The sequence below is a fragment of the Pedobacter rhizosphaerae genome, from assembly GCF_900111155.1.
Taxonomy (GTDB): domain Bacteria; phylum Bacteroidota; class Bacteroidia; order Sphingobacteriales; family Sphingobacteriaceae; genus Pedobacter; species Pedobacter rhizosphaerae.
In genome coordinates, this window is sequence record NZ_FOGG01000004.1 from 257,254 (window position 1) to 280,432 (window position 23,179).

At 38.8% G+C, this 23,179-nt stretch carries 21 protein-coding genes and 1 riboswitch; of the genes, 9 read left to right on the forward strand and 12 right to left on the reverse strand.

What is annotated here, in order from left to right; translation table 11 throughout:
- Window positions 1-31 precede the first annotated feature (31 nt).
- Together BMX11_RS05055 and BMX11_RS05060 are read right to left on the reverse strand one after the other, a co-directional pair.
- On the reverse strand, window positions 32-919 hold the full coding sequence (locus tag BMX11_RS05055; RefSeq protein WP_090882084.1) for a hypothetical protein: 888 nt from the start codon (window positions 917-919) through the stop codon (window positions 32-34).
- Window positions 897-1,871 carry a stage II sporulation protein M gene (locus BMX11_RS05060; RefSeq protein WP_090882086.1) on the reverse strand — a complete coding sequence of 325 codons (975 nt, stop codon included), beginning with the start codon at window positions 1,869-1,871 and terminating at the stop codon, window positions 897-899. The genes BMX11_RS05055 and BMX11_RS05060 overlap by 23 nt, the downstream gene beginning before the upstream one ends.
- A 98-nt stretch (window positions 1,872-1,969) precedes the next feature.
- Here BMX11_RS05060 and BMX11_RS05065 point away from each other — a divergent pair, with 98 nt between their 5' ends.
- Window positions 1,970-2,704, forward strand: a complete 735-nt coding sequence (locus tag BMX11_RS05065) for an RDD family protein (protein WP_090882088.1) — start codon at window positions 1,970-1,972, stop codon at window positions 2,702-2,704.
- A 2-nt stretch (window positions 2,705-2,706) separates the two neighbouring features.
- On the opposite strand, the gene BMX11_RS24795 is transcribed toward BMX11_RS05065, so the two are convergent.
- The 5 genes from BMX11_RS24795 to BMX11_RS05090 all read right to left on the reverse strand — a co-directional run bounded on the left by BMX11_RS24795 (window position 2,707) and on the right by BMX11_RS05090 (window position 5,735).
- On the reverse strand, window positions 2,707-3,048 hold the full coding sequence (locus tag BMX11_RS24795) for a DUF2752 domain-containing protein (protein ID WP_090882090.1): 342 nt from the start codon (window positions 3,046-3,048) through the stop codon (window positions 2,707-2,709).
- Window positions 3,049-3,051: 3 nt separating this feature from the next.
- Window positions 3,052-3,540: a DUF5684 domain-containing protein gene (locus BMX11_RS05075; RefSeq protein WP_090882092.1), complete on the reverse strand. Its 489-nt coding sequence runs from the start codon at window positions 3,538-3,540 to the stop codon at window positions 3,052-3,054.
- Window positions 3,541-3,612: 72 nt separating this feature from the next.
- Complete coding sequence (locus tag BMX11_RS05080) at window positions 3,613-4,269, reverse strand: SGNH/GDSL hydrolase family protein (protein ID WP_245738584.1); 657 nt, start codon at window positions 4,267-4,269, stop codon at window positions 3,613-3,615.
- An 81-nt stretch (window positions 4,270-4,350) separates the two neighbouring features.
- The gene (gene lipB, locus BMX11_RS05085; RefSeq protein ID WP_090882096.1) at window positions 4,351-5,082 is read right to left on the reverse strand and encodes a lipoyl(octanoyl) transferase LipB; all 732 of its coding nucleotides are present in this window, start codon (window positions 5,080-5,082) and stop codon (window positions 4,351-4,353) included.
- Between the two features lie 8 nt (window positions 5,083-5,090).
- Window positions 5,091-5,735, reverse strand: coding sequence for a 4'-phosphopantetheinyl transferase family protein (locus BMX11_RS05090; RefSeq protein ID WP_090882098.1), 645 nt, complete (start codon window positions 5,733-5,735; stop codon window positions 5,091-5,093).
- A gap of 71 nt (window positions 5,736-5,806) precedes the next feature.
- On the opposite strand from BMX11_RS05090, the gene dcd reads away from it, so the two are divergent.
- The 5 genes from dcd (at window position 5,807) to purD (ending at window position 12,236) form a co-directional block, all read left to right on the forward strand.
- On the forward strand, window positions 5,807-6,343 hold the full coding sequence (dcd, locus tag BMX11_RS05095) for a dCTP deaminase (RefSeq protein ID WP_090882100.1): 537 nt from the start codon (window positions 5,807-5,809) through the stop codon (window positions 6,341-6,343).
- Window positions 6,344-6,426: 83 nt separating this feature from the next.
- Window positions 6,427-9,117 carry a carboxypeptidase-like regulatory domain-containing protein gene (locus BMX11_RS05100; RefSeq protein WP_175474474.1) on the forward strand — a complete coding sequence of 897 codons (2,691 nt, stop codon included), beginning with the start codon at window positions 6,427-6,429 and terminating at the stop codon, window positions 9,115-9,117.
- 8 nt (window positions 9,118-9,125) lie between these two features.
- Window positions 9,126-9,887 carry an enoyl-CoA hydratase/isomerase family protein gene (locus tag BMX11_RS05105; protein WP_090882102.1) on the forward strand — a complete coding sequence of 254 codons (762 nt, stop codon included), beginning with the start codon at window positions 9,126-9,128 and terminating at the stop codon, window positions 9,885-9,887.
- 74 nt (window positions 9,888-9,961) lie between these two features.
- Window positions 9,962-10,837, forward strand: coding sequence for an SDR family oxidoreductase (locus tag BMX11_RS05110; protein ID WP_090882103.1), 876 nt, complete (start codon window positions 9,962-9,964; stop codon window positions 10,835-10,837).
- Window positions 10,838-10,964: 127 nt separating this feature from the next.
- On the forward strand, window positions 10,965-12,236 hold the full coding sequence (purD, locus tag BMX11_RS05115; protein WP_090882104.1) for a phosphoribosylamine--glycine ligase: 1,272 nt from the start codon (window positions 10,965-10,967) through the stop codon (window positions 12,234-12,236).
- 69 nt (window positions 12,237-12,305) lie between these two features.
- Here purD and BMX11_RS05120 read toward each other — a convergent pair whose 3' ends face one another.
- Window positions 12,306-13,451: a TlpA disulfide reductase family protein gene (locus BMX11_RS05120; protein ID WP_090882105.1), complete on the reverse strand. Its 1,146-nt coding sequence runs from the start codon at window positions 13,449-13,451 to the stop codon at window positions 12,306-12,308.
- A gap of 64 nt (window positions 13,452-13,515) precedes the next feature.
- The gene (locus BMX11_RS05125) at window positions 13,516-14,697 is read right to left on the reverse strand and encodes a formimidoylglutamase (protein ID WP_090882106.1); all 1,182 of its coding nucleotides are present in this window, start codon (window positions 14,695-14,697) and stop codon (window positions 13,516-13,518) included.
- A 72-nt stretch (window positions 14,698-14,769) separates the two neighbouring features.
- On the opposite strand from BMX11_RS05125, the gene BMX11_RS05130 reads away from it, so the two are divergent.
- Together BMX11_RS05130 and BMX11_RS05135 are read left to right on the forward strand one after the other, a co-directional pair.
- On the forward strand, window positions 14,770-15,732 hold the full coding sequence (locus BMX11_RS05130; RefSeq protein ID WP_090882108.1) for an SDR family NAD(P)-dependent oxidoreductase: 963 nt from the start codon (window positions 14,770-14,772) through the stop codon (window positions 15,730-15,732).
- Window positions 15,732-17,033: an HAD-IB family phosphatase gene (locus tag BMX11_RS05135; protein ID WP_090882110.1), complete on the forward strand. Its 1,302-nt coding sequence runs from the start codon at window positions 15,732-15,734 to the stop codon at window positions 17,031-17,033. The genes BMX11_RS05130 and BMX11_RS05135 overlap by 1 nt, the downstream gene beginning before the upstream one ends.
- Window positions 17,034-17,136: 103 nt before the next feature.
- Here BMX11_RS05135 and BMX11_RS05140 read toward each other — a convergent pair whose 3' ends face one another.
- Window positions 17,137-18,414, reverse strand: coding sequence for a voltage-gated chloride channel family protein (locus BMX11_RS05140; RefSeq protein ID WP_090882113.1), 1,278 nt, complete (start codon window positions 18,412-18,414; stop codon window positions 17,137-17,139).
- A gap of 17 nt (window positions 18,415-18,431) precedes the next feature.
- Window positions 18,432-18,493, reverse strand: a riboswitch (Fluoride riboswitch).
- 282 nt (window positions 18,494-18,775) lie between these two features.
- On the opposite strand from BMX11_RS05140, the gene BMX11_RS05145 reads away from it, so the two are divergent.
- Window positions 18,776-19,840, forward strand: a complete 1,065-nt coding sequence (locus BMX11_RS05145; RefSeq protein WP_090882115.1) for a branched-chain amino acid aminotransferase — start codon at window positions 18,776-18,778, stop codon at window positions 19,838-19,840.
- A gap of 296 nt (window positions 19,841-20,136) precedes the next feature.
- Here BMX11_RS05145 and BMX11_RS05150 read toward each other — a convergent pair whose 3' ends face one another.
- Window positions 20,137-20,601, reverse strand: a complete 465-nt coding sequence (locus tag BMX11_RS05150) for a DUF4920 domain-containing protein (RefSeq protein ID WP_090882117.1) — start codon at window positions 20,599-20,601, stop codon at window positions 20,137-20,139.
- Window positions 20,602-21,512: 911 nt separating this feature from the next.
- Window positions 21,513-22,892 carry a DNA repair protein RadA gene (gene radA / locus BMX11_RS05155; RefSeq protein ID WP_090882119.1) on the reverse strand — a complete coding sequence of 460 codons (1,380 nt, stop codon included), beginning with the start codon at window positions 22,890-22,892 and terminating at the stop codon, window positions 21,513-21,515.
- Window positions 22,893-23,179: the final 287 nt, after the last annotated feature.

A 23,179-nucleotide genomic window follows, 5' to 3' on the forward strand; every position in this document is an offset into this window, starting at 1 on the left:
CAATAGAAAGAAGAGAAACCTTAACTGCATATCAATATTCTTCTTCGGAATGATGTCTTTCAGCAGCGTCTGCGCCCAAACTTTCAATTCTACTCATTAGGCCGGTGCTTTCCTTGCGTTCAACCAGATTGAAATAAATCAGCGCAGAAGCAATAATTGGGATAATAAAAAAGATATAAGATAAATACTGACCCGTAGCGCTCAAAATAATGTAAGCATTGCTAATGGGTTGCTCTGTATGGGTAATTGCACTAAACATCATGATAATGGCAGCCGGAATTTGAATAACCATAGACATAAAATAAGTAATGATCCAAACGACCAGCAGGATTGCTGCCGTTATCCACCATTCATTTTTCACCAACTTGAAAGAACGATCAAAAGAATGTCCTAAGGTCTCATTTTCCATGATGATTATGGGATAAAACAATGACATGGCGGGGAAGACATATATACCAGGTATAATACAGCAAATAAAACAGATTACCATAAAAATACCTGCAACAAAGGAACTTCCCAATATCCTAAAAAAATAATATTTATAGTAACCCCACACCTCCTGAGTACTTGGAGCGATATTGCCCTTTTCAATGTATAATATGATGTAGCTTAATACGCTTACATAAATAGCATTATAAAAGAGCATGACGAAAATGATCAGCAATAAATACTGGCCTACAAAATCACTGATGCGGGCATAACTGCTGGTATAAATGGGCGCTATTTTCATTCCGCCGGTTTCACGAAACATATTTAACTGAACCATTATTGCAGTAAGTAATCCTGCGAGCATAAAAAAACCACAGAAATAAATAAAGGTTTTTAGTAAAGGGTTGAAATTCTGTTTAATGAAAAGAAAGGTATCTCCAATAACTTCTCCAAAATCACGTACCTTTTTAAATTCTACTTGTTGCGCCATTGGTAATAGGTTGAGTGCGTTTAATTAATTGATTAGGGTATAAAATAACATACCAGATAATAAAATATAAAGATCCGGCAAGAATACTGATGCTTAGCCAGAGTGGCATCTCTGTATGCCTGGTAACAAAGCTTTCGAAGAAGGCTGCCAGCAAGATAATCGGAATAATTCCGAGGGCAATTTTTGAGGCCGACTTAGCATTATTTTTAAAGGCTTCCAAACGGGTATAGGTTTTAGGGAATAGGATTCCGTTCCCAAGTACCAATCCTGCTCCTCCGGCAATAACCGCACAAGCAATTTCCAGTGTACCATGAATCCAGATCACCAAAATCGATTGGGCACCTAAGCCCTTGCTAAAAAAGAAATATTCAAAGGCTCCAATCATAATTCCTGTCCGCAGGAGATAGAAAACCGGTCCTAAAGAGAGGAAAACACCACTAATAATCATCAGCAACATTACCCAAACATTGTTAGAGGCGATTTGCAGAAACATCATAAACTCACCTTCCTGCTTGTAAACTCCAAAAGGATCGCCTTTGGCAATATTTTCATTGGTCATATTAACATAGCTATCGCCAAAAAACATACGCAGAAAAGAGTCGTCATATTTGGCAGAAAGTATGCCTATAGCAATGGATATCACAAAGAAAATAAGCGAATAGAGCAACTGTTTTCTATATTCATGAAATTTAACCGGAAGTTCATACTTCCAGAACCTGGCGAAGCGACCTTTTTCTTCCTTTTTATTTTTATAAATAGCCTGATGAAGAACCGAGGCGATTCCATTTAGATAAGCCGTAGTTCTGGATTTTGGATAGAAAGTTTTAGCGTAAGCCAGATCGTTCGTAATATCGATAAAACGCTGGGCTAATTCATCGGGATTATCGGTTTGCAAGATCTCATAGCCCTTCCACTTTTCAGAATTCTGCTTTACAAACAACGCTTCTCTCATATCAATAGTTCAGTCCGGCTTAAATTTCTGTTAAAATAGAAACAAAAATTTTATCAGTCAACAAAAATTAAAAAAGCTTATGATATATTTGAGTAACCATGGAAACTATTAAAGTAAGTACAAGCCAGCATGTTGATATAGATTATGCTGTTGCCGGATTAGGCGAAAGAGTTGCAGCCAGATTAATTGATTTCGGATTATTTGTGATTGTATTTCTTATTTTCCTTTTCTTTTTCACCTTAACCGGATTTGTAGATTCTGGAGGTACCACCTTAATTGTACTCCTGGTGATTTATGCCGCCGGTTTTGTCTTCTACGACCTGATCTGCGAAATATTCATGAACGGCCAGAGTATTGGAAAGCGACTGCTGAAAATCAGGGTAATCAGCCTGGATGGCAGCCAGGCCACTCTGGGTCAATACTTTATGCGTTGGGTATTTAGAATTGTAGATTTCACGCTTACCTCCTGGGTTGGAGGCTTAATCTGTGTAGCGGTAACAGAGAACAAGCAGCGAATCGGAGACCTGGTTGCAGGAACAACCCTGATCAAAACAGAACCCCCAACGGCCTTTAATCAAATAGCCTTCCACCCCCCGGTTGAAGAATATACCCCGGTTTTCGATGCGGTTCATCACCTAACGGATAAAGATTTAGAATTGGTACATGAAGTAGTTTCTACTTATTACAAAACAGGTAATCATACCCTAATCTATCAAATGGCAGCAAAACTCTCTAACCACTTACAGATTGCTATCCCTGAAAACATGAATGAATTGAACTTTTTAGAAACCATTGTTAAAGACTACAATCACATCACCGCAAGGATAGATTAGATTTAAAGATGAACGTGAGTAAACATCTTCAGAAAATAGCTGAGCAAAACAAAATTTCCGACTAATAAAACCAGAATTCTAAAAACAAGCGGTTGCTTTTTGAAAGGAAATCTGGCAGTAACTCCCGCAAAAATAAATAAAACCAATAATGGAATAAGCGGAGGGTAGAAAAACCAGCTCTTCGCGAAATCACCTTGTAATAAGGCAACAAAAGATCTTTGAAAGCCACATCCCGGGCAATCAATTCCTGTTAGTGCCTTAAATGGGCAGGGGATTAAATGATTTTGCAGCCAATCAAAAACACTGATTAAGCTGCAAAATACATTAGAAAATATCATTAACATCGATTAAACAACAGGTGGAGGCGTGTTGTTCGGTGTATTAGGATTATTAAATGGGTTGTTTGGATTGTTGAAAGGATTATTTCCAAATCCATTTTGAGCCTCTGCGGCTGATGGCCCTAAGTACTTTGCAGGTCCAAATCCCAAAATCGGCCAAAAAATAAAAGAGAGCAAAATTAATCCAACGGTAAATCCTTCTGTTTTACCGAAGCTTTTGCTGATTAAGTTTGTGAGCCAAATTCCAAAAACGATATTACTACATGGTAAAAGCAACCATAAAATCCAAATCATTGGTTTTCCAACAATTTCGAGCATAATAATGGTGTTGTAAATAGGAATAATAGCTGCCCAACCTGGTTTACCGGCTTTTTCAAATACTTTCCACATAGATGCTACCATCAGCACCCAAATAATAAGAATAAAAACAAAATAAGCGCCTAAAAACGCGGCAAAGAAGCCGCCGCCGGCTGATTCATAGTAATCTGAGTTTTCCATAGAATTAGTTTAATTTAAATGTTTAAACTAAAATTAGAAAAATAAACTAATAATCAATCGACTGATTAAAAATTATTTCAATCTGGAGAAAACTTTAGGGCATATAGCTTGTGCCCAGGCGGCATACATCTTCTCACTTGGATGCAAACCATCTGTAGCTACTAAACCCGCATCAACCCTGGCATTTCTCGATTCAGGCGTGATATCGGTATAACTTACCCCTGCCTGATTGGAGATTTCCCGATTGGCCGCATTAAAGGCATCAACTTCTGCAGCTGTAGTTTCTAAATTGCGGCCAGATTGCTGCCCAAAGGGAGTTGCCCCCCAATCTGGAAAAGAAATAACAAATACCCTCGTCTTATCACCCTGAGCAAAAGTAATTGCCTGATTAAGCAGTGATTCGAACTCCTTTTTATATTGAGCCAGCGGATAACCCCGGTATTGATTATTTACACCGATAAGTAAGGTTACAAAATCATACTTAGGATCAATCTGCGATTTATTTATAGCCTCCTGAAGTTCATCTGTTGTCCAGCCCGTGGTTGCAATAATTCTTGGACTGCTTACATTTAAGCCTTTTTCATTTAACAGCTGCTGGAGTTGATATGGAAAAGACGCTGAAGTTTCAACGGCCTCTCCTATAGTATAAGAATCACCTAGAGCCAGATAAGTTTGGCTTTGCTTTATAGAAGCAGGCATATTTTTTTCAGAAACAGATGTGTCTGGCATATATTGAGTTTTCGTACAAGACGGGATTAAGAAAGACAATAAGAGAGAAATCAATAACTTCATCTCTAATTTACGGATTTTTTAAGGCTGGAGATCCATTTTAAAAAGTTCGGCAATGTGTTTTTTGAGTTTCCCTTTCACTTCTTCCATATCCAGCGTTCTCCCCAATTCGGCAGCTAAAGAGGTTACAGCCTTATCGTCAATTCCACAAGGAACTATATTTTTAAAATAATCTAAATCAACATTTACATTAAAGGCAAAACCATGCATGGTAACCCAACGGCTGCAGCGAACCCCCATAGCACAAATTTTTCTGGCCTTTTCATTATCTGCATCCAGCCAAACGCCGGTATACCCAGGATATCGCCCAGATTCTATGCCATAATCCTTTAAAGTTAAAATCACTGCTTCTTCCAGCTTTCTCAAATAAAGATGAATATCAGTAAAAAAATTATCCAGGTCCAAAATAGGGTAACCTACAATTTGTCCAGGGCCATGATAGGTGATATCTCCACCACGGTTAATCTTATAATATGTAGCCTGCTTATCCTTCAAACCTTGTTCATCAAGCAATAAGTTTTCCGGGTGCCCACTTTTTCCAAGGGTATAAACGTGCGGATGTTCGTTAAAGATAAGATAATTAGGTGTAGGCAAATGAGTTCCATTAACTCTATTTTCCGTTTTTAACGCAACAGTTTTGTTTAACAACTCCTCCTGCCTGTCCCAGGCTTCCTGATAATCTGTAAGTCCCCAATCCAAAAATTGAGTAGGAACTAATCCAACCGAAAGCGTTTGATCTTCTTTACTGTTCATTTTCTTTATTAATTGCTCACCACATAACCCAACATGTAACCATCATCTGTTTTAAAATAGTTAACCGTTAGCGCTCTCGTTCCAGTTGGCAGTTCAACTATTGCATTTAAACACCCTTCGGCTTTCAGTTTAAATGGCTTAATGTGAATATGCTGTTTAAATTCCAGTCCCTTTTTACCATGCCATTTGTAAATAGCTTCTTTTGCACACCAGGCTACATAAAGCCCCTCCGTATTATCGCCTATTTGCTTTTGAGCCAACTCAATATCGCTTAAAAACTTATGCTTAATGCTCTTAATCTTGTGTTTAATAAGCTCGATATCTACACCTACAGCAGATGTTTTACTCATCATTACCGCTGCATAATCATAGCTATGACTTAAGGAAATATGATAGTCAAAGTTAACCAGATAAGGCTTACCATCTTCATCAAACTGGCAATCAATATATTCTTTGGTATTGAGCATGGTTCGAAGCAACAACCTCGTACTCAGCCAATGGAGCAATCTTTTCCCGTTATTGAGTGATGAAATAATATCTAGTTCATGCTGTTTAAGCTGCAATCCGGCCAACAGGTCTTCCTCGGTTTCTGTAATTTTCCAGATAGCCAGAACGGTATGTTCGTCAATATTTTTGTTATAAACTATGGGCATTTATAAAAATGGCGTTTACATGCAAAACTATCTTAAATAAATGATAATTTAGGCCAAAAATACGCATAAAAATGATATTATCGGATAAAAGGATTTTAGAAGAAATTGACAAAGGCACCATTATTATTGAGCCGTTTAAACGCGAAAGCTTAGGAACGAATTCTTACGATGTACATTTAGGAAAATATTTAGCCACCTACAAAGACAGGGTTCTTGATGCCAAGAAGCATAACGAGATCGAACATTTTGAAATCCCTAAAGATGGTTTCATTTTACAACCAGGAACATTATACCTTGGTGTAACCCTCGAATATACTGAAACACATGGTCACGTTCCCTTTTTAGAGGGGAAAAGCAGTACAGGGCGACTAGGGATTGACATTCATGCCACTGCGGGCAAGGGAGATGTTGGTTTCTGCAACACCTGGACTTTAGAAATATCTGTTGCTCAACCGGTTAAAATTTATGCAGGAATGCCAATCGGACAATTAATTTACTTTGTTGTGGAAGGCAGTATCGAAACCATGTACAATACAAAAGGCAATGCCAAATACAATAATAAAACCACAAGACCAGTAGAAAGTATGATGTGGAAGAACAAATTCTAGTATTTTAAAATTCAGAATAACTTCATCAAAATATGCCTCAGGTTTTGTACCTTGAGGCATATTTTATTTACATAAAGCCACAAATGAAGCTCAAAATTACTCTCGCACTCAGCATTATAGCTGTTTTAATTGGTTTTTCGGCCTTTAAAATGGATGATGATCCTTTTACAACCCTATTAAAAAAATTAGACGAGTACACCGCTAAATATCCACAGGAAAAAGTACACCTACATTTGGATAAGCCATACTATGCCATTGGCGATGACATTTGGTTCAAAGCTTATGTAATGAACACGAAAACTTCTGCACCTTCCAACATCAGCAAAATTTTGTACGTAGAACTGATTAACGAGAAAGACTCGTTAAAAAAACAACTCAAACTGCCGTTAATGAGCGGCATTACCTGGGCTGACTTTAAACTCACCGATTCCCTGGCAGAAGGAAATTATAGAATCCGGGCATATACCAACTACATGCGCAACTTTGGCACCGAGTTCTTTTTTGATAAAACCATAAAGATTGGTAATAGCTGGGCCAATAAAGTCTTTACGCAAACCCAATATAACTTCAGCAAAGAGAACGGTGCTGACAAGGTTACCGCTACCATACACTTTGAAGACAAAAATGGTATTGGATACAAAGAAAACGAGGTAAGCTATGATGTTCAACTCGACTACAGGAGTGTAGCCAAGGGAAAAACTAAAACCGATTTAAAAGGAGATGCTATCATCAATTTTGTAAATAGTCAGGCATTCCAAAACAAGAAGGGTAAAATAGTGGCTACGCTAACTTTGGACAATAAGGAAAAAGTAATTAAATCTATTCCCATCACCTCAACATCAAATGATGTAGATGTTCAATTCATGGCTGAGGGAGGAACTTTGATCCAGGAATTGCCCCAAAAAATAGCAGTAAAAGCAGTAAACGCTACAGGCCATGGAGAAAGCGTACAAGGAGCCATAGCAGATGAAACGGGAAATGAAGTAACTTCCTTTAGTACAAATGCTTTGGGGATGGGGAATTTCGTTTTCAATGCACAAACAGATAAATCATATTCGGCAAAGGTGAAGTTTAAAGATGGTTCGGAAAAGAGCTTTAAATTACCCGTAGCAGCCAAAAGTGGATACGCTTTGAATTTAAACAACCTTGATACAGGCAAAGTTTCCCTTAAAATAATGGCTTCCGAAAATTTAGTAAATGGCGCAGAACTTAAAGTTGTAGCTCAGCAGGGAGGAAATGTATATTATGTTTCTAAAGCAAAAATGGACAAACAAGTTTTAGTGGCCAGCATTGCGAAAAAGAATTTGCCAAATGGTATTGTTCAATTCACCCTATTTTCTCCAGACAATCAACCACTTGCAGAACGTTTGGTGTTCATCAAAAATAATGCAGACATTATTGACCTGAATCTTAAAGCCAACGATGTATCCTCTGCCAGAAAAGGAAAAACAACATTCAGCTTTGATGCCACCAACCAGCAAAAACCGGTTTTAGGAAGTTTTTCTGTTTCCGTAACTAATGCCACCAAGGTAAGCCCGGATGTTGATAATGAAAGTAATATTTTCACTTCCCTTCTGCTCACTTCAGATTTAATGGGCTACGTGGAAAAACCAAACTATTACTTCTTAAAAGATGATATTCAAACACAAAAAGACTTAGACAACCTGATGTTAACACAGGGTTGGAGAAGATTTTTATGGAAAAACATCATGAATGATCTTAGTCCAAACATTACCTACAAACCAGAAGAATCCATTTCTATAAGTGGTACGGTTATGAAAGGCGGTAAACCTGTTGTAGGTGGAAAGGTAATGCTCATGGCTACAAAAGGTACCGCATACATTTTAGATACCGTAACCAATGCAGAGGGAAGGTTTGTATTCGATCGCTTAAGTTTTTCTGACAGTACCAAGTTTATCGTACAGGCGAGAACAAAAACAGAAAGAAAGTTTGTTGACATCAACCTTGATGTAGTGCCGGGACAGATTGTAACCAAGAACAAAAATGGTGCAGATGTTGATATCAACGTAAACAATACCTTGATGAAATACATTAAAGAAAGCGACAATTACTTTAATGAAATGGCCAGATTAGGTTTATTAGAAAAAACCATCAAGCTTGATGAGGTTACCATTACAGAAAAGAAAAATCCTGCCAAAAACTCTTCCAATTTAAATGGAGCAGGCAGGGCAGACTTTGTGTTAACCGCCGATCAGCTATCTACCTGTATTACCTTATCACAATGCTTACAAGGAAGGCTCCCTGGCGTTATTTTCAGAGGTAATGTCCCTTATTTAATGCGCAGTCAGGATACACCAATAGCGATTGTGGTAGATGGAATGCAAATGGATGCCGATTTCTTAGATAACGTTGTTCCTAACGATGTTGAGTCTATTGAGTTATTAAAAAGTATTGGTAATACCGCCATATATGGATCAAGAGGCGGAGGTGGAGTAATTATCATTACCACTAAACGTGGAGATGGAGGCAGAAGCTACGACAGGTATGCACCTGGAATATTGACTTACAACCCTAAAGGATTTTCCGCTTCAAGAGAGTTTTATGCTCCAAAATACGATGCCAATACAACAAGCAGCAGGGCAGATTTAAGAACCACCATCTACTGGAATCCTCAGGTAGTGGCCGGTAATGATGGCAAGGCCAACTTCAGTTTTTATAATGCTGATGAGCCCGGAACTTATCGTGTGGTAATTGAAGGTATTGATGCGCTTGGCCATCTGGGAAGAAAAGTATATACTTACGAGGTTAAATAATTATCGGAATGAATACAATTAAAGTAAGCGTTAAAGACAGGCTCGCAACAATAACGTTAGATAGAGGAAAATCAAATGCATTGAACCGTGAACTGATTACGGAACTCGATGAAATGCTCCAAAATATTTCGGCAGATGATAATGTTGGCGGCGTAATCTTAACCGGTACAGCCCCGTTTTTCTCGGCAGGCCTCGATCTGATTGAACTCTACGATTATAACGAAGAAGAGGCCAAGTCATTTTGGACATTATTTTTAAACTTTACAGCAAATATGGTTGCCTTCAAAAAGCCCATTGTTGCGGCCATTAGCGGGCATAGTCCTGCGGGTGGTTGTGTAATGGCCCTAGCCTGCGATTACCGCATCATGGCAGAAGGACAATACATCATCGGGCTAAATGAAGTGCCTGTTGGGATAATCGTTCCGAACAGCATTTTTCAGCTATATTCATTTTGGATCGGCAAGGCCGAAGCATCCAGAAGCTTGTTAACAGGGAAATTATACAACCCGGAAGAAGCACTAAAAGCAGGACTCGTAGATGAATTGGTTAAAAGCGAAAGCCTGCTAACGGCTGCCGAACGCAAAATCAAGAAATACATGGAGCTTGAAGGTAATACCTGGTCGCAAACCAAACTCAATATCCGCGAAGAGCTAATTGCAATCACTAGAAAGGATCAATCGGCCGAATTAGAAAAAATGCTCGCCCAATGGTGGTCACCATCAACACGCCACATATTAAAAACCATATTGGCAAACTTGCAAAGAAAATAGCCGCAATATTGAGGAAAAAGATCAAAAATACCTACTTTGTCTAAATCACATAAACCGATTAACCCTTAAAGAAAATGCTTGCATATAATTCACCAATGCTTCGGGAAGATGCCTTAAAAGGCAAAACCATCGTAATTACCGGTGGAGGAACCGGATTAGGTAAGGCCATGGGTATCTATTTTTTAAAACTGGGTGCAAATCTGGTGATTACCAGCCGAAAGCAAGATGTACTCCAAAAAACTGCTGATGAAATGGAGGAAAAAACTGGGGGAAAAGTACTCGCTGTAGCTTGCGATGTTAGAGATACAGATCAGATTGATCATCTCCTGGCCAAAACAATTGAAACGTTTGGACGAGTAGATGTTTTATTGAACAACGCTGCCGGTAATTTTATTTCTCCAACAGAAAAATTATCTGCTAATGCTTTCTCTTCCATTATTGATATCGTACTAAAAGGAACAGTGAACTGTACTTTAGCCTTCGGAAAACATTGGATTAAAGAAAAACAAGCCGCAACAGTGCTCAATATCATCACTACATATGCTTTTACGGGCTCGGCCTATGTTGTTCCTTCTGCATGTGCAAAAGGAGGCGTATTGGCTTTAACACGCTCTTTGGCTGTAGAATGGGGCAAATATGGCATTCGTACCAATGCTATCGCTCCGGGGCCATTTCCTACTAAAGGTGCCTGGGAAAGACTTCTTCCCGGCGATTTGGCTAAAAAGTTTGACTTCAAAAATAGAGTGCCACTAAAAAGAGTGGGCGATCATCAGGAACTGGCTAACCTGGCGGCATTTTTGGTGAGCGATTTTTCAGGCTACATTAACGGAGAAATAATTAGTATTGATGGTGGCGAATGGCTGCAAGGAGCAGGACAATTTAATGGACTCGAAGCCATACCAGACGAAATGTGGGATATGTTAGCCCAAATGACCCGCAACGCAAAATAGACTAAAATTTGACTTGTAAAGGTAACGCCCCCTTACAAGTCAAATTGCTTAAAACCAATATTATCCCTTTCAGGTACTTTTCACATTTTCCCTCCCACATCTTACATTTTAATTTATCTTTGCCCCTATGAATATCTTACTACTAGGTTCAGGCGGCAGAGAAAGTACATTCGCTTGGAAAATCAGTCAATCTTCGCTTTGCGACAAACTCATTATTGCACCAGGTAATGGAGGCACAGGAACTTATGGCACCAACATCAATGTAAGTGTTAATGATTTTGACGCTATCAAAAAAATTGTCCTGGCAGAAAACATTGACATGGTTGTGGTAGGACCAGAAGAACCACTAGTGAATGGTATTCATGATTTCTTCCTTAATGATAGCACCATTGCACACGTTCCGGTTATCGGGCCCAAGAAAGAAGGGGCTATTTTAGAAGGTAGTAAAGATTTCTCCAAGCAGTTTATGCAGCGCCATAATATCCCTACTGCGGCTTCAAGATCTTTCACACCAGAAACTTTAGAAGATGGTTTAGCCTACTTACAAGACCATGCCTTACCTGTAGTTTTAAAAGCTGATGGTTTAGCTGCCGGAAAAGGAGTTTTAATCTGTACAGAAACTATCGAAGCGCAGGAAGAATTAAAATTAATGCTGGGCGGAAAATTCGGTGCGGCAGGCGCAACTGTTGTAATTGAAGAATTTTTGAGTGGAATAGAACTTTCTGTATTCGTTTTAACAGATGGAGAAAACTACATCACCCTACCTGAAGCTAAAGATTATAAAAGAATTGGCCAGGGAGATACTGGCTTAAATACCGGTGGAATGGGTTCTGTATCTCCAGTACCATTTGCCACAAAAGAATTTTTGGATAAAATTGATGAGCGCATTATAAAACCTACCGTTAACGGATTAAAGGCAGATGGCATTGATTATACCGGCTTTATCTTTTTCGGTTTAATTAAGGTTGGAGAAGAGCCTTACGTAATTGAGTATAATGCCCGCATGGGAGATCCGGAAACAGAAAGCGTAATCCCTCGAATTAAAAATGACCTGGTAGAGCTTTTCGTTGCTACTTCCAAAAAACAATTAAATCAAGTTAGATTAGAAGTTAGCGAAGAGGTTGCGGCGACAGTGATGATTGTTGCTGGTGGTTACCCTGGTGAATACTTAAAAGGTAAGGCCATGTCTGGCATCGAAAACTTACGTCATTCTTATGCATTTCATGCCGGAACGCTCATAGAAAATGATGTAGTAAAAACGAACGGTGGCCGTGTTATTGCCATCACAAGTTTACAAAAAGACTTATTTACAGCATTACAATCAGCAACTGCTGATGCCGGCAGAATTTATTTCGATGGCAAATATTTTAGAGAAGATATTGGTTTTGATCTAGTATAAACCAATTCTATAATAAAAAAGAAAGCCGCGATTGATTTACAATCGCGGCTTTCTTTTTTATGTAATTTCTTATTTAGATTTACTTCCCAATAATTCTTGAAGTTTATCTTGCAAAGCTTGCTCTCTAAGTCCTTTAGCAATAATTTTACCAGTTGGATCAATTAAAAAGTTTGCAGGAATAGAACGAATGCCGTACATCTTGGCTACTTCATTGTCCCAGAATTTTAAATCTGAAACATGTGTCCAGGTTAATTTATCATCTGCAATTGCTTTTAACCAAGCTTCTTTTTGCCCAGGGCGGTCTAAAGATACACCCAAAACCGTAAAGCCTTTATCTTTAAACTTGTTGTAAGCGGTTACTACGTTAGGGTTTTCTCCGCGACAAGGACCACACCAGGAAGCCCAGAAATCAACCAGCACATACTTACCTTTAAAGTCTGATAATTTAACCGGTTTGCCATCTGGATCATTTTGAGTAAAATCCATTGCCAAAGCACCAACAGCAGTTTTTCTACCTGCATCAAATAATTGTGCCAGCTTCTTTCCAGATGGAGAAGCTTTTAAATCTGGAGACAAAGCAGTAAAAGCTTTCTCTGCCTCAACAGCCTGATCAGGGTCACCGGCCAACTGGCTGATAGAAGTTAAACTGATAAATGACTTTGGATTAGTTTTAGCAAAATTTAAAAATATTGGCGCTAAGCCTGCAGATGCTTTCTCATATCTTGCACCCAATGCTTCCACTAAAGCTCTATCCTTTTTTTGCTCGGGTGTAAATTTGGCATACTCGGCATTAATTAATGCTAACTGATCATTAACAGGCTTGGTTAGCACCTTCAATTTTTTAGCATCCTCATTAACAGGAGATCCAGTAACACCAGCATTCTTAAGTGAATCTGCAGCAGTAACTTTTAACGCTCCTGGTTCAACGTAAAAGGATAATGCATCTAATTTTTCACCTTGTGCCGGGCGTTTTACATAAGGATTTTTATTTAAAAACAAGTTTGCCTGTACAGGGCTCACTAAATTACCCTTAAATGCAAAAGCACCATTGGTAACCAATGTAGAATCAGTTATAGTTTGTCCATCATTTTGATAAACAAGATAAATCTTATCGCCAGTTTTTAAACCTTTAACGTCTCCCGTAAGGGCAAAGGGCTTTTGAGCCAAAGCTGCTAAGGGCAATATAGCCAATGCAGACAATAATATTTTTTTCATGAAAGTCAGTTTATAATTCAAATATAAAATAATGTACGCCTAAAACGTAAATACCTGTGTAAAATTATGATAGCTTTTGATAAGTCCTCCACCACAAATCGGGCATATCGCCATTCACGGCAGTCTGATAGTCATCATAGCGGCACGGCACCAGGTGATAACGTTCATTTTTCGACTGTCCTGAAGGATAGGGAACCTGCATCCACCAACGATCTGATTTTTTGCTCTTCACAAAAGTCATTTCGCCAGAACCATCCTTTAAGCTTGTTCGGTATATAATAAACTGAGATTTTGGGCTCAACGGAAAATCCTTTTTACGGGCATAAAAGCCATCAACAAAGTACCAAACCATTTGAGCTAATAAGAAAGCCGTTTGTCCATTACTATCGTAAGCCGGGTTAAACTCATAAAAACCGATGGAACTTAGCTTATCGTTCATTCCTGCATATCGAGCAAGCCTGCAGGCCTCCTCTCCATCAAAGCCATTAGGGGTAGTATTGGCATTTCCCGCTGCATCTGCAGAGCGGATAGCCCCCATATCGAAACTGATCATATTCGCATTGCGAATAATGGGTTCTGTTAAGGTGATATCCTGTGCAAACTCTCCTAGCCGGTGTACATCAAAATAAAGCTTATCCATTACACTCAGGCTTTCCTGATTAACAAAATAAGTTTGATAGCCAATATTGCTGAAATTGAAAAGATAGTTCGGCTGATGTAAGAAAATTTTATTCAGGTAACAATCAGAACGCGTGGCGATTCCATCTTCATTATCATCATCAATATCAAATTGATTATCTACAATAACCAGATCCACCTTTTGCTCTAGATCCTCGTATCCCATATATTGGGCATAAGTCAGATCCTGTCCTCCGCCAATTATAATCGGAATAATATCCCTTTTAACCAATTCTGCAACCGCCATCTTAACAGCAATGTAAGTATCCGCTATTGTTGCACCATGTTTAATATTTCCTAAATCAACAATCCGGCAGCTGAAAGCACCTTCATTGAGCTTGTAAAACTTTTCCCGGAAGTAATCCGGGCCTAAAGCACAACCTTCGTTATTAACAGCACTTCTTCCGTCAAGCACTCCAAAAATGGCCAAGTCAAAAGTTTCTTCCTCTAAATCGGGGAATGATTCGGTAAAAATCTGTGCCCTCATCCCTAATTGGCTGGTTAGAAATCCTCGCTTAGGTGTAAAACTTTCCGGATTAATGGGTGAAAAGAAATCTGTTAATGACATATATTTAAAACTATCGGCTCAAATATCTATTTTTGAATGCGTATTTCCACACATAGCTCAAAAAAAATATAAATGATACTGGTAACAGGCGGAACGGGATTTTTAGGTTCCGAACTTATTAAACAGTTAACCGACAATGGCTTAACCGTTATCGCCCTCAAAAGGGAAAAGTCGAAAGTACCAGCTATACTACAAGACAATAAGCTGATCAATTGGGTGATAGGTGACGTTAACGATCCTGCTACCCTTGAAGATATCTTTAACGCTGTAACCCTGGTTTACCACTGTGCAGCATTTGTATCCTTAAATCCTAAAGATAAAAAAAAGCTTTTTCACGTCAACATAGATGGCACGGCTAACATCGTTAATCTCTGTTTGGAAAACAACTGCAGATTGCTTCACGTGAGCTCCATTGCCGCATTGGGCGAAGCCAAAAAAGGGAAAAATATCACAGAAAAAGATCTTTGGGAATATAATTCAAAAGCGCATGCCTATGCACTTTCTAAATATGAAAGTGAGATGGAAGTATGGCGGGGTATTTCTGAAGGATTAGAGGCCATCATTGTAAACCCATCAGTTATTATTGGCAAGAATGCAGGTTTCGAAGGAAGTGGCTCAATTTTTAAGTTAGTTAAAAATGGCTTCCCATTCTTCACCAGGGGTGCAATAGGTTTTGTAGATGTAACAGATGTAGCCAAATCAATGATCCAGTTGATGAATTCAGAGATTAGTGCAGAAAGATATATCATTTCCTCAGAAAATTATCACTACAAACAACTTTTCACAGAAATTGCTGAGGGCTTTGGGGTAAAAGCCCCGACAAAAGAAGCTAAACCCTGGATGCTCGGAATGGCATGGCGGGCTTTAAAATTCTTTTCTATCTTTACAGGCAAAGAACCATCGATAACTAAAGACACGGCCGAAAGTAGCACAACACTAAGTTATTACGACAATAATAAAATTATAAAACAAACAGGTATAGTTTTTAAACCTATCAGTAACAGCATAACAGAAATTACACAATACTTAAGATAATGCCCAAACAAAAAGCATATTACATTATCGATTTCGATAGCACATTTACACAAGTAGAGGCTCTTGATGAACTTGCCCGCATCTCTCTTAAAAAGCATCCTGAAAAGGAACTCATTTTCCAAAAAATCGAAGATTACACCAACCTGGCGATGGAAGGAAAACTCTCTTTTTCTGAAAGCTTAGCTCAAAGGGTTAAGTTACTCGAAGCAAACGAAGAGCATTTAAAGCAATTGATTAAGCACTTGAAGAAAAAGGTATCGACATCATTTTCCCGAAATGCAGATTTCTTTAAGAAACATGCTGATGAAGTGTTGATTGTTTCAGGAGGGTTTAAAGAATTTATCACTCCGGTGGTCAGTCAGTATCACATCAAAAAGGAAAATATCTATGCCAATACTTTCGTAACTACTGGCGATGGCAAAATTATCGATTATGACCATGCTAATCCATTGAGTGAAGAAGGGGGGAAAGTAAAACTCCTGCAACACCTCAAACTGGAGGGTGAGCTTTTTGGTATTGGTGATGGTTATTCTGATTTCCAACTACGCGAAAGTGGCTTGATTAATAAGTTTTTTGCTTTTACAGAAAATATTGCCCGTCAAACAATTATTGAAAAGGCAGACCACATCACCCCAAGCTTTGACGAGTTTTTATATGTTAATAATCTGCCAAGAGCGATTTCATATCCTAAAAACAGAATTCTCACCCTGGTAATCGGGGATGTCGACCCTAAAAGTATAGCCCTGTTAAAAAATGATGGTTTATCAATCAGACATAAAACTTCTTTTGAAGAAAAATATGTAAAAGATGTAGGTGTAATCCTTTTAGCAGATGGAGAAAAATTAAGTAAAGAGCAATTAAAGGCAGCCGTAAAACTAAAAACCATTGGTTACCTTGGAAACACAAAAGGTAAAATAGATACAGATCTATGTACGAAAATGGGTATTGTGGTTTTTGACGATCCAAAAAACAATCCTCGTAATATCGATTTTGTTCCTAAAAGAATGATCGATTTTATGAATACCGGCGCAACCTATCTGAGTTCTAACTTCCCGAATTTGCAACTTCCTAAAATAGATAAATCGCATCGACTGATACACATCCATAAAAACGTACCTGGAATTATGGCGAAAATCAACACCGTTTTTGCGAAACACAACATTAACATTGTGGGACAATTCTTAATGACAAATGCAGAAATCGGCTATGCCATTACAGATATCAATACGGAATACGATAAACAGCTGTTTAAATCATTGAAGAAAATTGAGCAGACCATTAAATTTAGAGTGCTTTACTAAATTGATTAACATTGATCATTCTCTTTTCTAACGGGAATGATCAATGTTTTTAAAATATCCCCTAAATGGACAGTTAGGTGAGATAATTACCTTAAAACGAAACCTATCGTCTTTTCAAAAGCAAATGTTTAGGGCTTCCAATGCTTTGAGAGCGGTATATTCCGGTATGGCCGGAAAATAAATAGGCGGCAACGCAGGCTAATGCAACATACATGCCTGATGCGGTACCAAACAATTCCATTCCCATCAATATACAAGCCAATGGTGTATTGGCAGCTCCGGCGAAAACAGCAACAAAGCCCATTCCTGCAAGTAATCCGATAGGTAATGGAATAAAAACACTCAGGAAACTCCCTAACGTAGCACCAATAAAAAATAAGGGCGTTACTTCTCCCCCTTTAAATCCAGCACTCAGGGTTAGCGCAGTTAAAGCAAGTTTAATAGCAAATACATAGTAGGCCTGTTGTTCTGCGAAGGATACCGAAATGGTGGGAATACCCAGGCCAATATACTTGGTGGTACCCATTAAATAAATAATGGCGACCAATATTAATCCGCCTATTACAGGTCGAAATGGAGGATATTTTATTTTGGAAAAAAGATTGGTCAAGCCATGGTTAAGTGCCGAGAAGCTTCGGGCAGCCCATCCAAAAATAACCCCACAGCCTAAGGCCAAAAGAATGTTGAAGGCATTCATCTCCGGAATTTGACCAATAGCATAATGAGTATGACCAACTCCCCAAGCCAAACATACATAATGGGCAAATACAGCAGTGATAAAAGCAGGTAGAATCGCGCTATAAACCAGGCTGCCAACAACAAATACTTCCAACCCAAAAACTGCACCCGCCAGCGGAGTACCAAAAACAGAAGCGAACCCTGCACTGATTCCACAAATCAATATGATTTTTCGGTCACGGGGTTTAAATTTAAAAACTCGGGTAAATTGATCGGCAAGTGCACCACCAATCTGAACCGCTGTACCCTCCCGCCCAGCCGAGCCTCCGAAAAGATGGGTTACAATCGTTGCACCATAAATTAATGGAGCCATAATTAGTGGAATAATGTCTCTGGGTTGCTGCAATTCCTCAATCAGGAGATTATTCCCCTTAACTACCGATTTTCCCCAATAATAATAGCAAAGGCCAATAATTAATCCAGCCAGAGGCAATAGAGAAATAATCCACACATGGCTTTCTCGCCACTGCGTAACCCAATTCAAACTCACCAGAAAAAATGCTGAGGCAGAACCTATCAGACTACCCAATAAGGCTGAAAACAATAGCCATTTCAGTGTATTTAAAAAAACTACGCCAAATTCTATTTTCAGAAACTGGTAAGAAGGCAATAGAAAACCTTCTGTGACTCTTTTAACAGGCATTTTAAATCAATTATAAATAAATTGTAGGAGTCATCAGCCTGTTTGGCGGTTTTGGCGGCACCCCATCGCCATTATCCAAATGTATAAATTTTAGTATTTCCCGCAAAATCTTTGTCAACTTTGCGGCACCATCTCAGACTGAAAATTCTCAGCCTACAAGCATCCACATGATTAAGATAAGACCACTGCTTAGTGTACTTAAAACACTCAAAAACAAAGATTAATATTTGAAAAGACTATAAAAAAAGCGCCTTTTTTGCTAGTTTTGCACTATAATAATTTAATGACAGAATGATTGAATTCTGAATGACCGAATAACCATTTGATCATTCAAAATTTACGCATTCAAAATTTCAATAGTATGACCGAAACATTAGACATAAAAATCACCAAAGCTGATCAAACACGTTTGACGGTTACTGATTTTTCACAATTACCATTCGGTAAAGTTTTTACCGACCATATGTTTACCGCTGACTACGAAGATGGCGAATGGAAAAACCTACAGGTCTTACCTTACGGTCCAATCTTGATGAGCCCTGCTATCTCTGCATTACATTATGGCCAAGCCATTTTTGAAGGGTTAAAAGCATATCGCCAGCCAGATGGTAGAATTAGTGTCTTCCGTGCAGATAAGAACTTTGAGCGTTTTAATAAATCAGCAGCAAGAATGTCTATGCCGTCTATACCTGAAGATATCTTTATGCAAGGCTTAGCTACATTAATTCAAGCTGATGAAAAATGGGTTCCTTCTCAAGAAGATTACGCCCTTTATATCCGTCCGGTAATGTTCGCTACCGATCCATATTTAGGCGTTAAGGCTTCTGATACTTATAAATTTGCTTTATTAACTACACCTACAGGCCCGTATTACAGCAATGCATTAAAAGTTAAAATCGAAACGGAATACACCCGTGCAGATGATGGAGGTGTTGGTTATGCTAAAACAGCTGGAAACTATGCCCGCTCTTTGTATCCTTTCGAAGAAGCTAAAAAAGAAGGCTTTGATCAGTTAATCTGGACTGATGCATCAACGCATGAGTTTATTGAAGAAGCTGGCACAGCAAACCTTATTTTCGTAATTAACGGAAAGCTGGTTACACCTTCGGTTAGAAGTACAGTATTGGATGGTGTTACAAGAGATACCATCATCAAACTTGCTAAAAAGGCTGGTGTAGAGGTAGAAGAAAGAAGGGTTTCTGTACAAGAAATTATTGCCGGAATTAAAGATGGTAGTTTAACTGAAGCTTTTGCCGCAGGTACAGCCGCTACAGTTACCCACATCGGTGAGATTGGTTACCAGGGAGAACTTTACACCTTAACTGATCCAGCTACGAGAAGCATCTCTAATGGAATCGCTAAAAAACTAAATGATATCCGCTACGGATTAACTCCTGATGAATTCGGTTGGAACTGGGTTCTTTAGTTAGGATTTACAGATAAAAAGAAATCCCGATGCTTTACTGGATCGGGATTTCTTTTTTATATGGGTTCATTAGTTCATTAAGCACAAATAGATGCTTATAAACCAGCTTATTGTCTTCTATGCCTACTTACTCCGCGGCCCCGTTTAAATGAAAGTAAAATAATTTTGCCACGGAAACACGAGATTTATGGGGTAAGGAAAAATTGACAAGAAAAAATTTGAACGAGCAACTGAGCTGCCTAAGGCGGTTAAATCAATGCAGGTTAAGACCGCTCTTAATTTTCCTCAAGCTGTTATTACTTATCAAGAATGACTACGCCCTTCGCTTCAAATGCTAATTCTTTTTTCGGATCGGTAATTTTAGCCACCTCCTCAGGAGATTTCTTTGCATCCTCAGCGTAATGTCTCAGCGTTTCAACGGAAATAGTTTGTCTCTTTGCAATACCATCTAAAACAACTCTTTTACCAGCAATATCTTTAGGCATAAAAAAAGCATAGTCCTTAAATGTTACCCTCATCGGCTCGCCATTAGGCATTTCCAAAGTCATCCAACAGCCCTTTTTCTGACATACATCAACCACCTTACCTTCAATCTTCATATCTACAGATTGCTGATCGCCCATTGCGCTTTCCATTTTAGCAGCAGGCTTAACATTCCCGGCTTTAACGCCTTCTCCAAATTGCTGCCCTTTGAAGTCTGTTTGTGCAAAGCCTAATACGGCTGTTAAACAAAAACCTAAAATTAAGATGATCCTTTTCATAGTGCTATGATTTTAGTTTCCTTTAAACGCTATCTAAGATCAAATTTATTCAAATTTTCCGAATAAGTAACTATAGGTAGAGGGTTACCGATTATCAATAACTATTGCCACATTTGGCTCCCTGCAATAAAAAAACATTCCAATTTTGTTTAGCTCTTGTTTTTGTAACAAACATGTTATAATTTGTAGAAACTAAACAACCAAATATGATAGAGAAATATAATTTAATCGCGGGTTCAGTCACCATCCTCATTAGCATTTGTCTGTTGTTCTATTTATGCAAACCAGATGGAAAGCAAAGACTGCATTAGGTAAAGTGGCGTCAATTGGAAAATGTTATTAATCAGTTCCCAATTGATGCCCTGACAAGCCAGTTGTTCTATTATCGCTTAAAAAGTTGCTACGCCTTAAATAAGTTAGGGCTAAATCTCTTCTCTACACACCTGAATAACAAATCCAGGTAAACAAATTGGTTACTTAACCGTTTATGTTATAACCATTATGGCATAAAATTTTAAATAATCAAATCACATGACAGCGAAAGCATTAATTATTGTTGGCGTAACTATAGGGATTGTTTCCTTTTTTGGTTTGCAAAAAATAATCAGAAATCAGCGGGCTATCTCTGGGGCAGAGAATTAAGTAAAGCAAAAAAAATCCCCGCTAGCTACTGCTAGCGAGGAAAATCATCCCTATTGTTATAGATCACATCCCATGACATACAACATTATACATTAGGCAATTCTTAATCCAAAGTATCATACCAGCAGAACTACTCAGTAACAGGCTGTATTACAAATGATTATAAACAATCAAAAACAACTCTCAATTTTCATTTAATAGCAACTGGGGAATTACGGGGAAATACTGTGGATATTTGGGGAAATAATTACCCATATTATCAAATTAAATTAGCCGAATATGAGGTTAAAAACTTCCTCAATCTTGCTAACGGCCTTGACTTCCAGCTGATATTTTTCCAATGCCAATCCCTTAAGGTTATATTTTGATATATAAATGGTTTCGAAGCCTAACTTATCAGCTTCAGCAATCCTTTGCTCAATTCTATTTACAGCCCTTATCTCCCCCGATAACCCAACTTCAGCGGCAAAGCAGTTTTTCGATGATACAGGAATATCTTCATGCGAGGATATAATCGCAATAAGTACGGCAAGATCTATAGCAGGGTCTTCTACCCGGATGCCTCCGGCAATATTTAAAAATACATCCTGCGTGCTCAATCGAAAGCCACAACGTTTTTCCAATACAGCAAGCAACATATTCATTCTTTTGGTATCGAAGCCCGTAGCCGATCGCTGAGGCGTTCCGTATGCTGCATGACTAACCAAGGCCTGCGTTTCTATTAGCATTGGTCTGGCGCCTTCTAACATTGCTGCTATAGCAATTCCACTAAGCTCTTCCTCACGCTGCGAAAGTAAAATTTCAGAGGGGTTAGAAACTTCCCTTAAACCGCTCCCCTGCATCTCATAAATTCCTAATTCTGCAGCGGCACCAAAGCGATTTTTAATTGACCGTAAAATACGATACACATGATGCCGATCACCTTCAAATTGCAAAACGGTATCTACCATATGCTCCAGGATTTTAGGACCTGCAATAGCCCCATCTTTCGTTATATGGCCAATTAAGAAAATGGGCGTTCCTGTTTCCTTTGCAAAACGCAACAACTCGGCTGTACATTCCCTTACCTGAGATACACTGCCTGGTGTAGAATCAATATGCGAGGAGTGGAGGGTCTGGATGGAATCGACAATCAGGATTTCAGGTTCTAAAATCTCAATCTGCTTAAAAATATTTTGTGTAGACGTTTCAGTCAAAATATAGCAATCGGCCGAAGGATTTTTTACTATTCGCTCTGCACGCATCTTGATCTGCTGCTCACTTTCCTCTCCAGAAATGTACAGCAATTTTTTACCTTTCAAACTCAGTGCAAGTTGCAGCATAAGTGTAGACTTCCCAATGCCAGGCTCACCGCCTATCAACACTAACGATCCTTCAACCAAGCCTCCACCCAGTACCCTGTCTAACTCCTGGTCACCTGTTAAAATTCTGGTTTCAGTTGAGGCCTGAATTTCATTTACCCGACTTGGCTTGCTTACCCGGCGACTGCTGGATGATTCGGTTTTCCATGTGGGTATAGCAGAAGTACTCTTCTCTACTACTTCTTCTACAAAAGTATTCCACTGACTGCATGAGGGACATTTACCCAGCCATTTGGCTGATTCATAGCCGCAGCTCTGACAGAAATATGCTGTTTTCGATTTTGCCAATTGATTTTATTTTTGATATACGAATTTAGATTTTCATTATTGAAATCGACAGATAACTTTTGAACATTGAGGATTTCAAAGCCTCCAATATCGAGTAGGAAGATAGGGATTAGTTCCCTACCTGTCCTCTCACACCACTGTACGTACCGTTCGGTATACAGCGGTTTGCTAGAATAACTTCGTTTGGTGTGTCGTTTTCCAATAGTAATAATTAGCGAATCCATCTAATCCCAGACCAGTGAAGAACTTTTTGTCCAGAGTTGTAAGTAGTATTGGGCTGTTTGCAG

Excerpts from the sequence above, each read along its gene's own strand:
- BMX11_RS05080 (WP_245738584.1), bottom strand. The coding sequence starts at position 4,269 with ATGCCAGACACATCTGTTTCTGAAAAAAATATGCCTGCTTCTATAAAG.
- BMX11_RS05105 (WP_090882102.1), top strand. The coding sequence starts at position 9,126 with ATGAATACAATTAAAGTAAGCGTTAAAGACAGGCTCGCAACAATAACG.
- BMX11_RS05065 (WP_090882088.1), top strand. The coding sequence starts at position 1,970 with ATGGAAACTATTAAAGTAAGTACAAGCCAGCATGTTGATATAGATTAT.
- BMX11_RS24795 (WP_090882090.1), bottom strand. The coding sequence starts at position 3,048 with ATGTTAATGATATTTTCTAATGTATTTTGCAGCTTAATCAGTGTTTTT.
- BMX11_RS05090 (WP_090882098.1), bottom strand. The coding sequence starts at position 5,735 with ATGCCCATAGTTTATAACAAAAATATTGACGAACATACCGTTCTGGCT.
- purD (WP_090882104.1), top strand. The coding sequence starts at position 10,965 with ATGAATATCTTACTACTAGGTTCAGGCGGCAGAGAAAGTACATTCGCT.
- BMX11_RS05130 (WP_090882108.1), top strand. The coding sequence starts at position 14,770 with ATGATACTGGTAACAGGCGGAACGGGATTTTTAGGTTCCGAACTTATT.
- BMX11_RS05150 (WP_090882117.1), bottom strand. The coding sequence starts at position 20,601 with ATGAAAAGGATCATCTTAATTTTAGGTTTTTGTTTAACAGCCGTATTA.
- BMX11_RS05060 (WP_090882086.1), bottom strand. The coding sequence starts at position 1,871 with ATGAGAGAAGCGTTGTTTGTAAAGCAGAATTCTGAAAAGTGGAAGGGC.
- lipB (WP_090882096.1), bottom strand. The coding sequence starts at position 5,082 with ATGAACAGTAAAGAAGATCAAACGCTTTCGGTTGGATTAGTTCCTACT.
- BMX11_RS05100 (WP_175474474.1), top strand. The coding sequence starts at position 6,427 with ATGAAGCTCAAAATTACTCTCGCACTCAGCATTATAGCTGTTTTAATT.
- BMX11_RS05120 (WP_090882105.1), bottom strand. The coding sequence starts at position 13,451 with ATGAAAAAAATATTATTGTCTGCATTGGCTATATTGCCCTTAGCAGCT.
- BMX11_RS05135 (WP_090882110.1), top strand. The coding sequence starts at position 15,732 with ATGCCCAAACAAAAAGCATATTACATTATCGATTTCGATAGCACATTT.
- BMX11_RS05110 (WP_090882103.1), top strand. The coding sequence starts at position 9,962 with ATGCTTGCATATAATTCACCAATGCTTCGGGAAGATGCCTTAAAAGGC.
- dcd (WP_090882100.1), top strand. The coding sequence starts at position 5,807 with ATGATATTATCGGATAAAAGGATTTTAGAAGAAATTGACAAAGGCACC.
- BMX11_RS05125 (WP_090882106.1), bottom strand. The coding sequence starts at position 14,697 with ATGTCATTAACAGATTTCTTTTCACCCATTAATCCGGAAAGTTTTACA.
- BMX11_RS05140 (WP_090882113.1), bottom strand. The coding sequence starts at position 18,414 with ATGCCTGTTAAAAGAGTCACAGAAGGTTTTCTATTGCCTTCTTACCAG.
- BMX11_RS05145 (WP_090882115.1), top strand. The coding sequence starts at position 18,776 with ATGACCGAAACATTAGACATAAAAATCACCAAAGCTGATCAAACACGT.
- BMX11_RS05055 (WP_090882084.1), bottom strand. The coding sequence starts at position 919 with ATGGCGCAACAAGTAGAATTTAAAAAGGTACGTGATTTTGGAGAAGTT.
- BMX11_RS05075 (WP_090882092.1), bottom strand. The coding sequence starts at position 3,540 with ATGGAAAACTCAGATTACTATGAATCAGCCGGCGGCGGCTTCTTTGCC.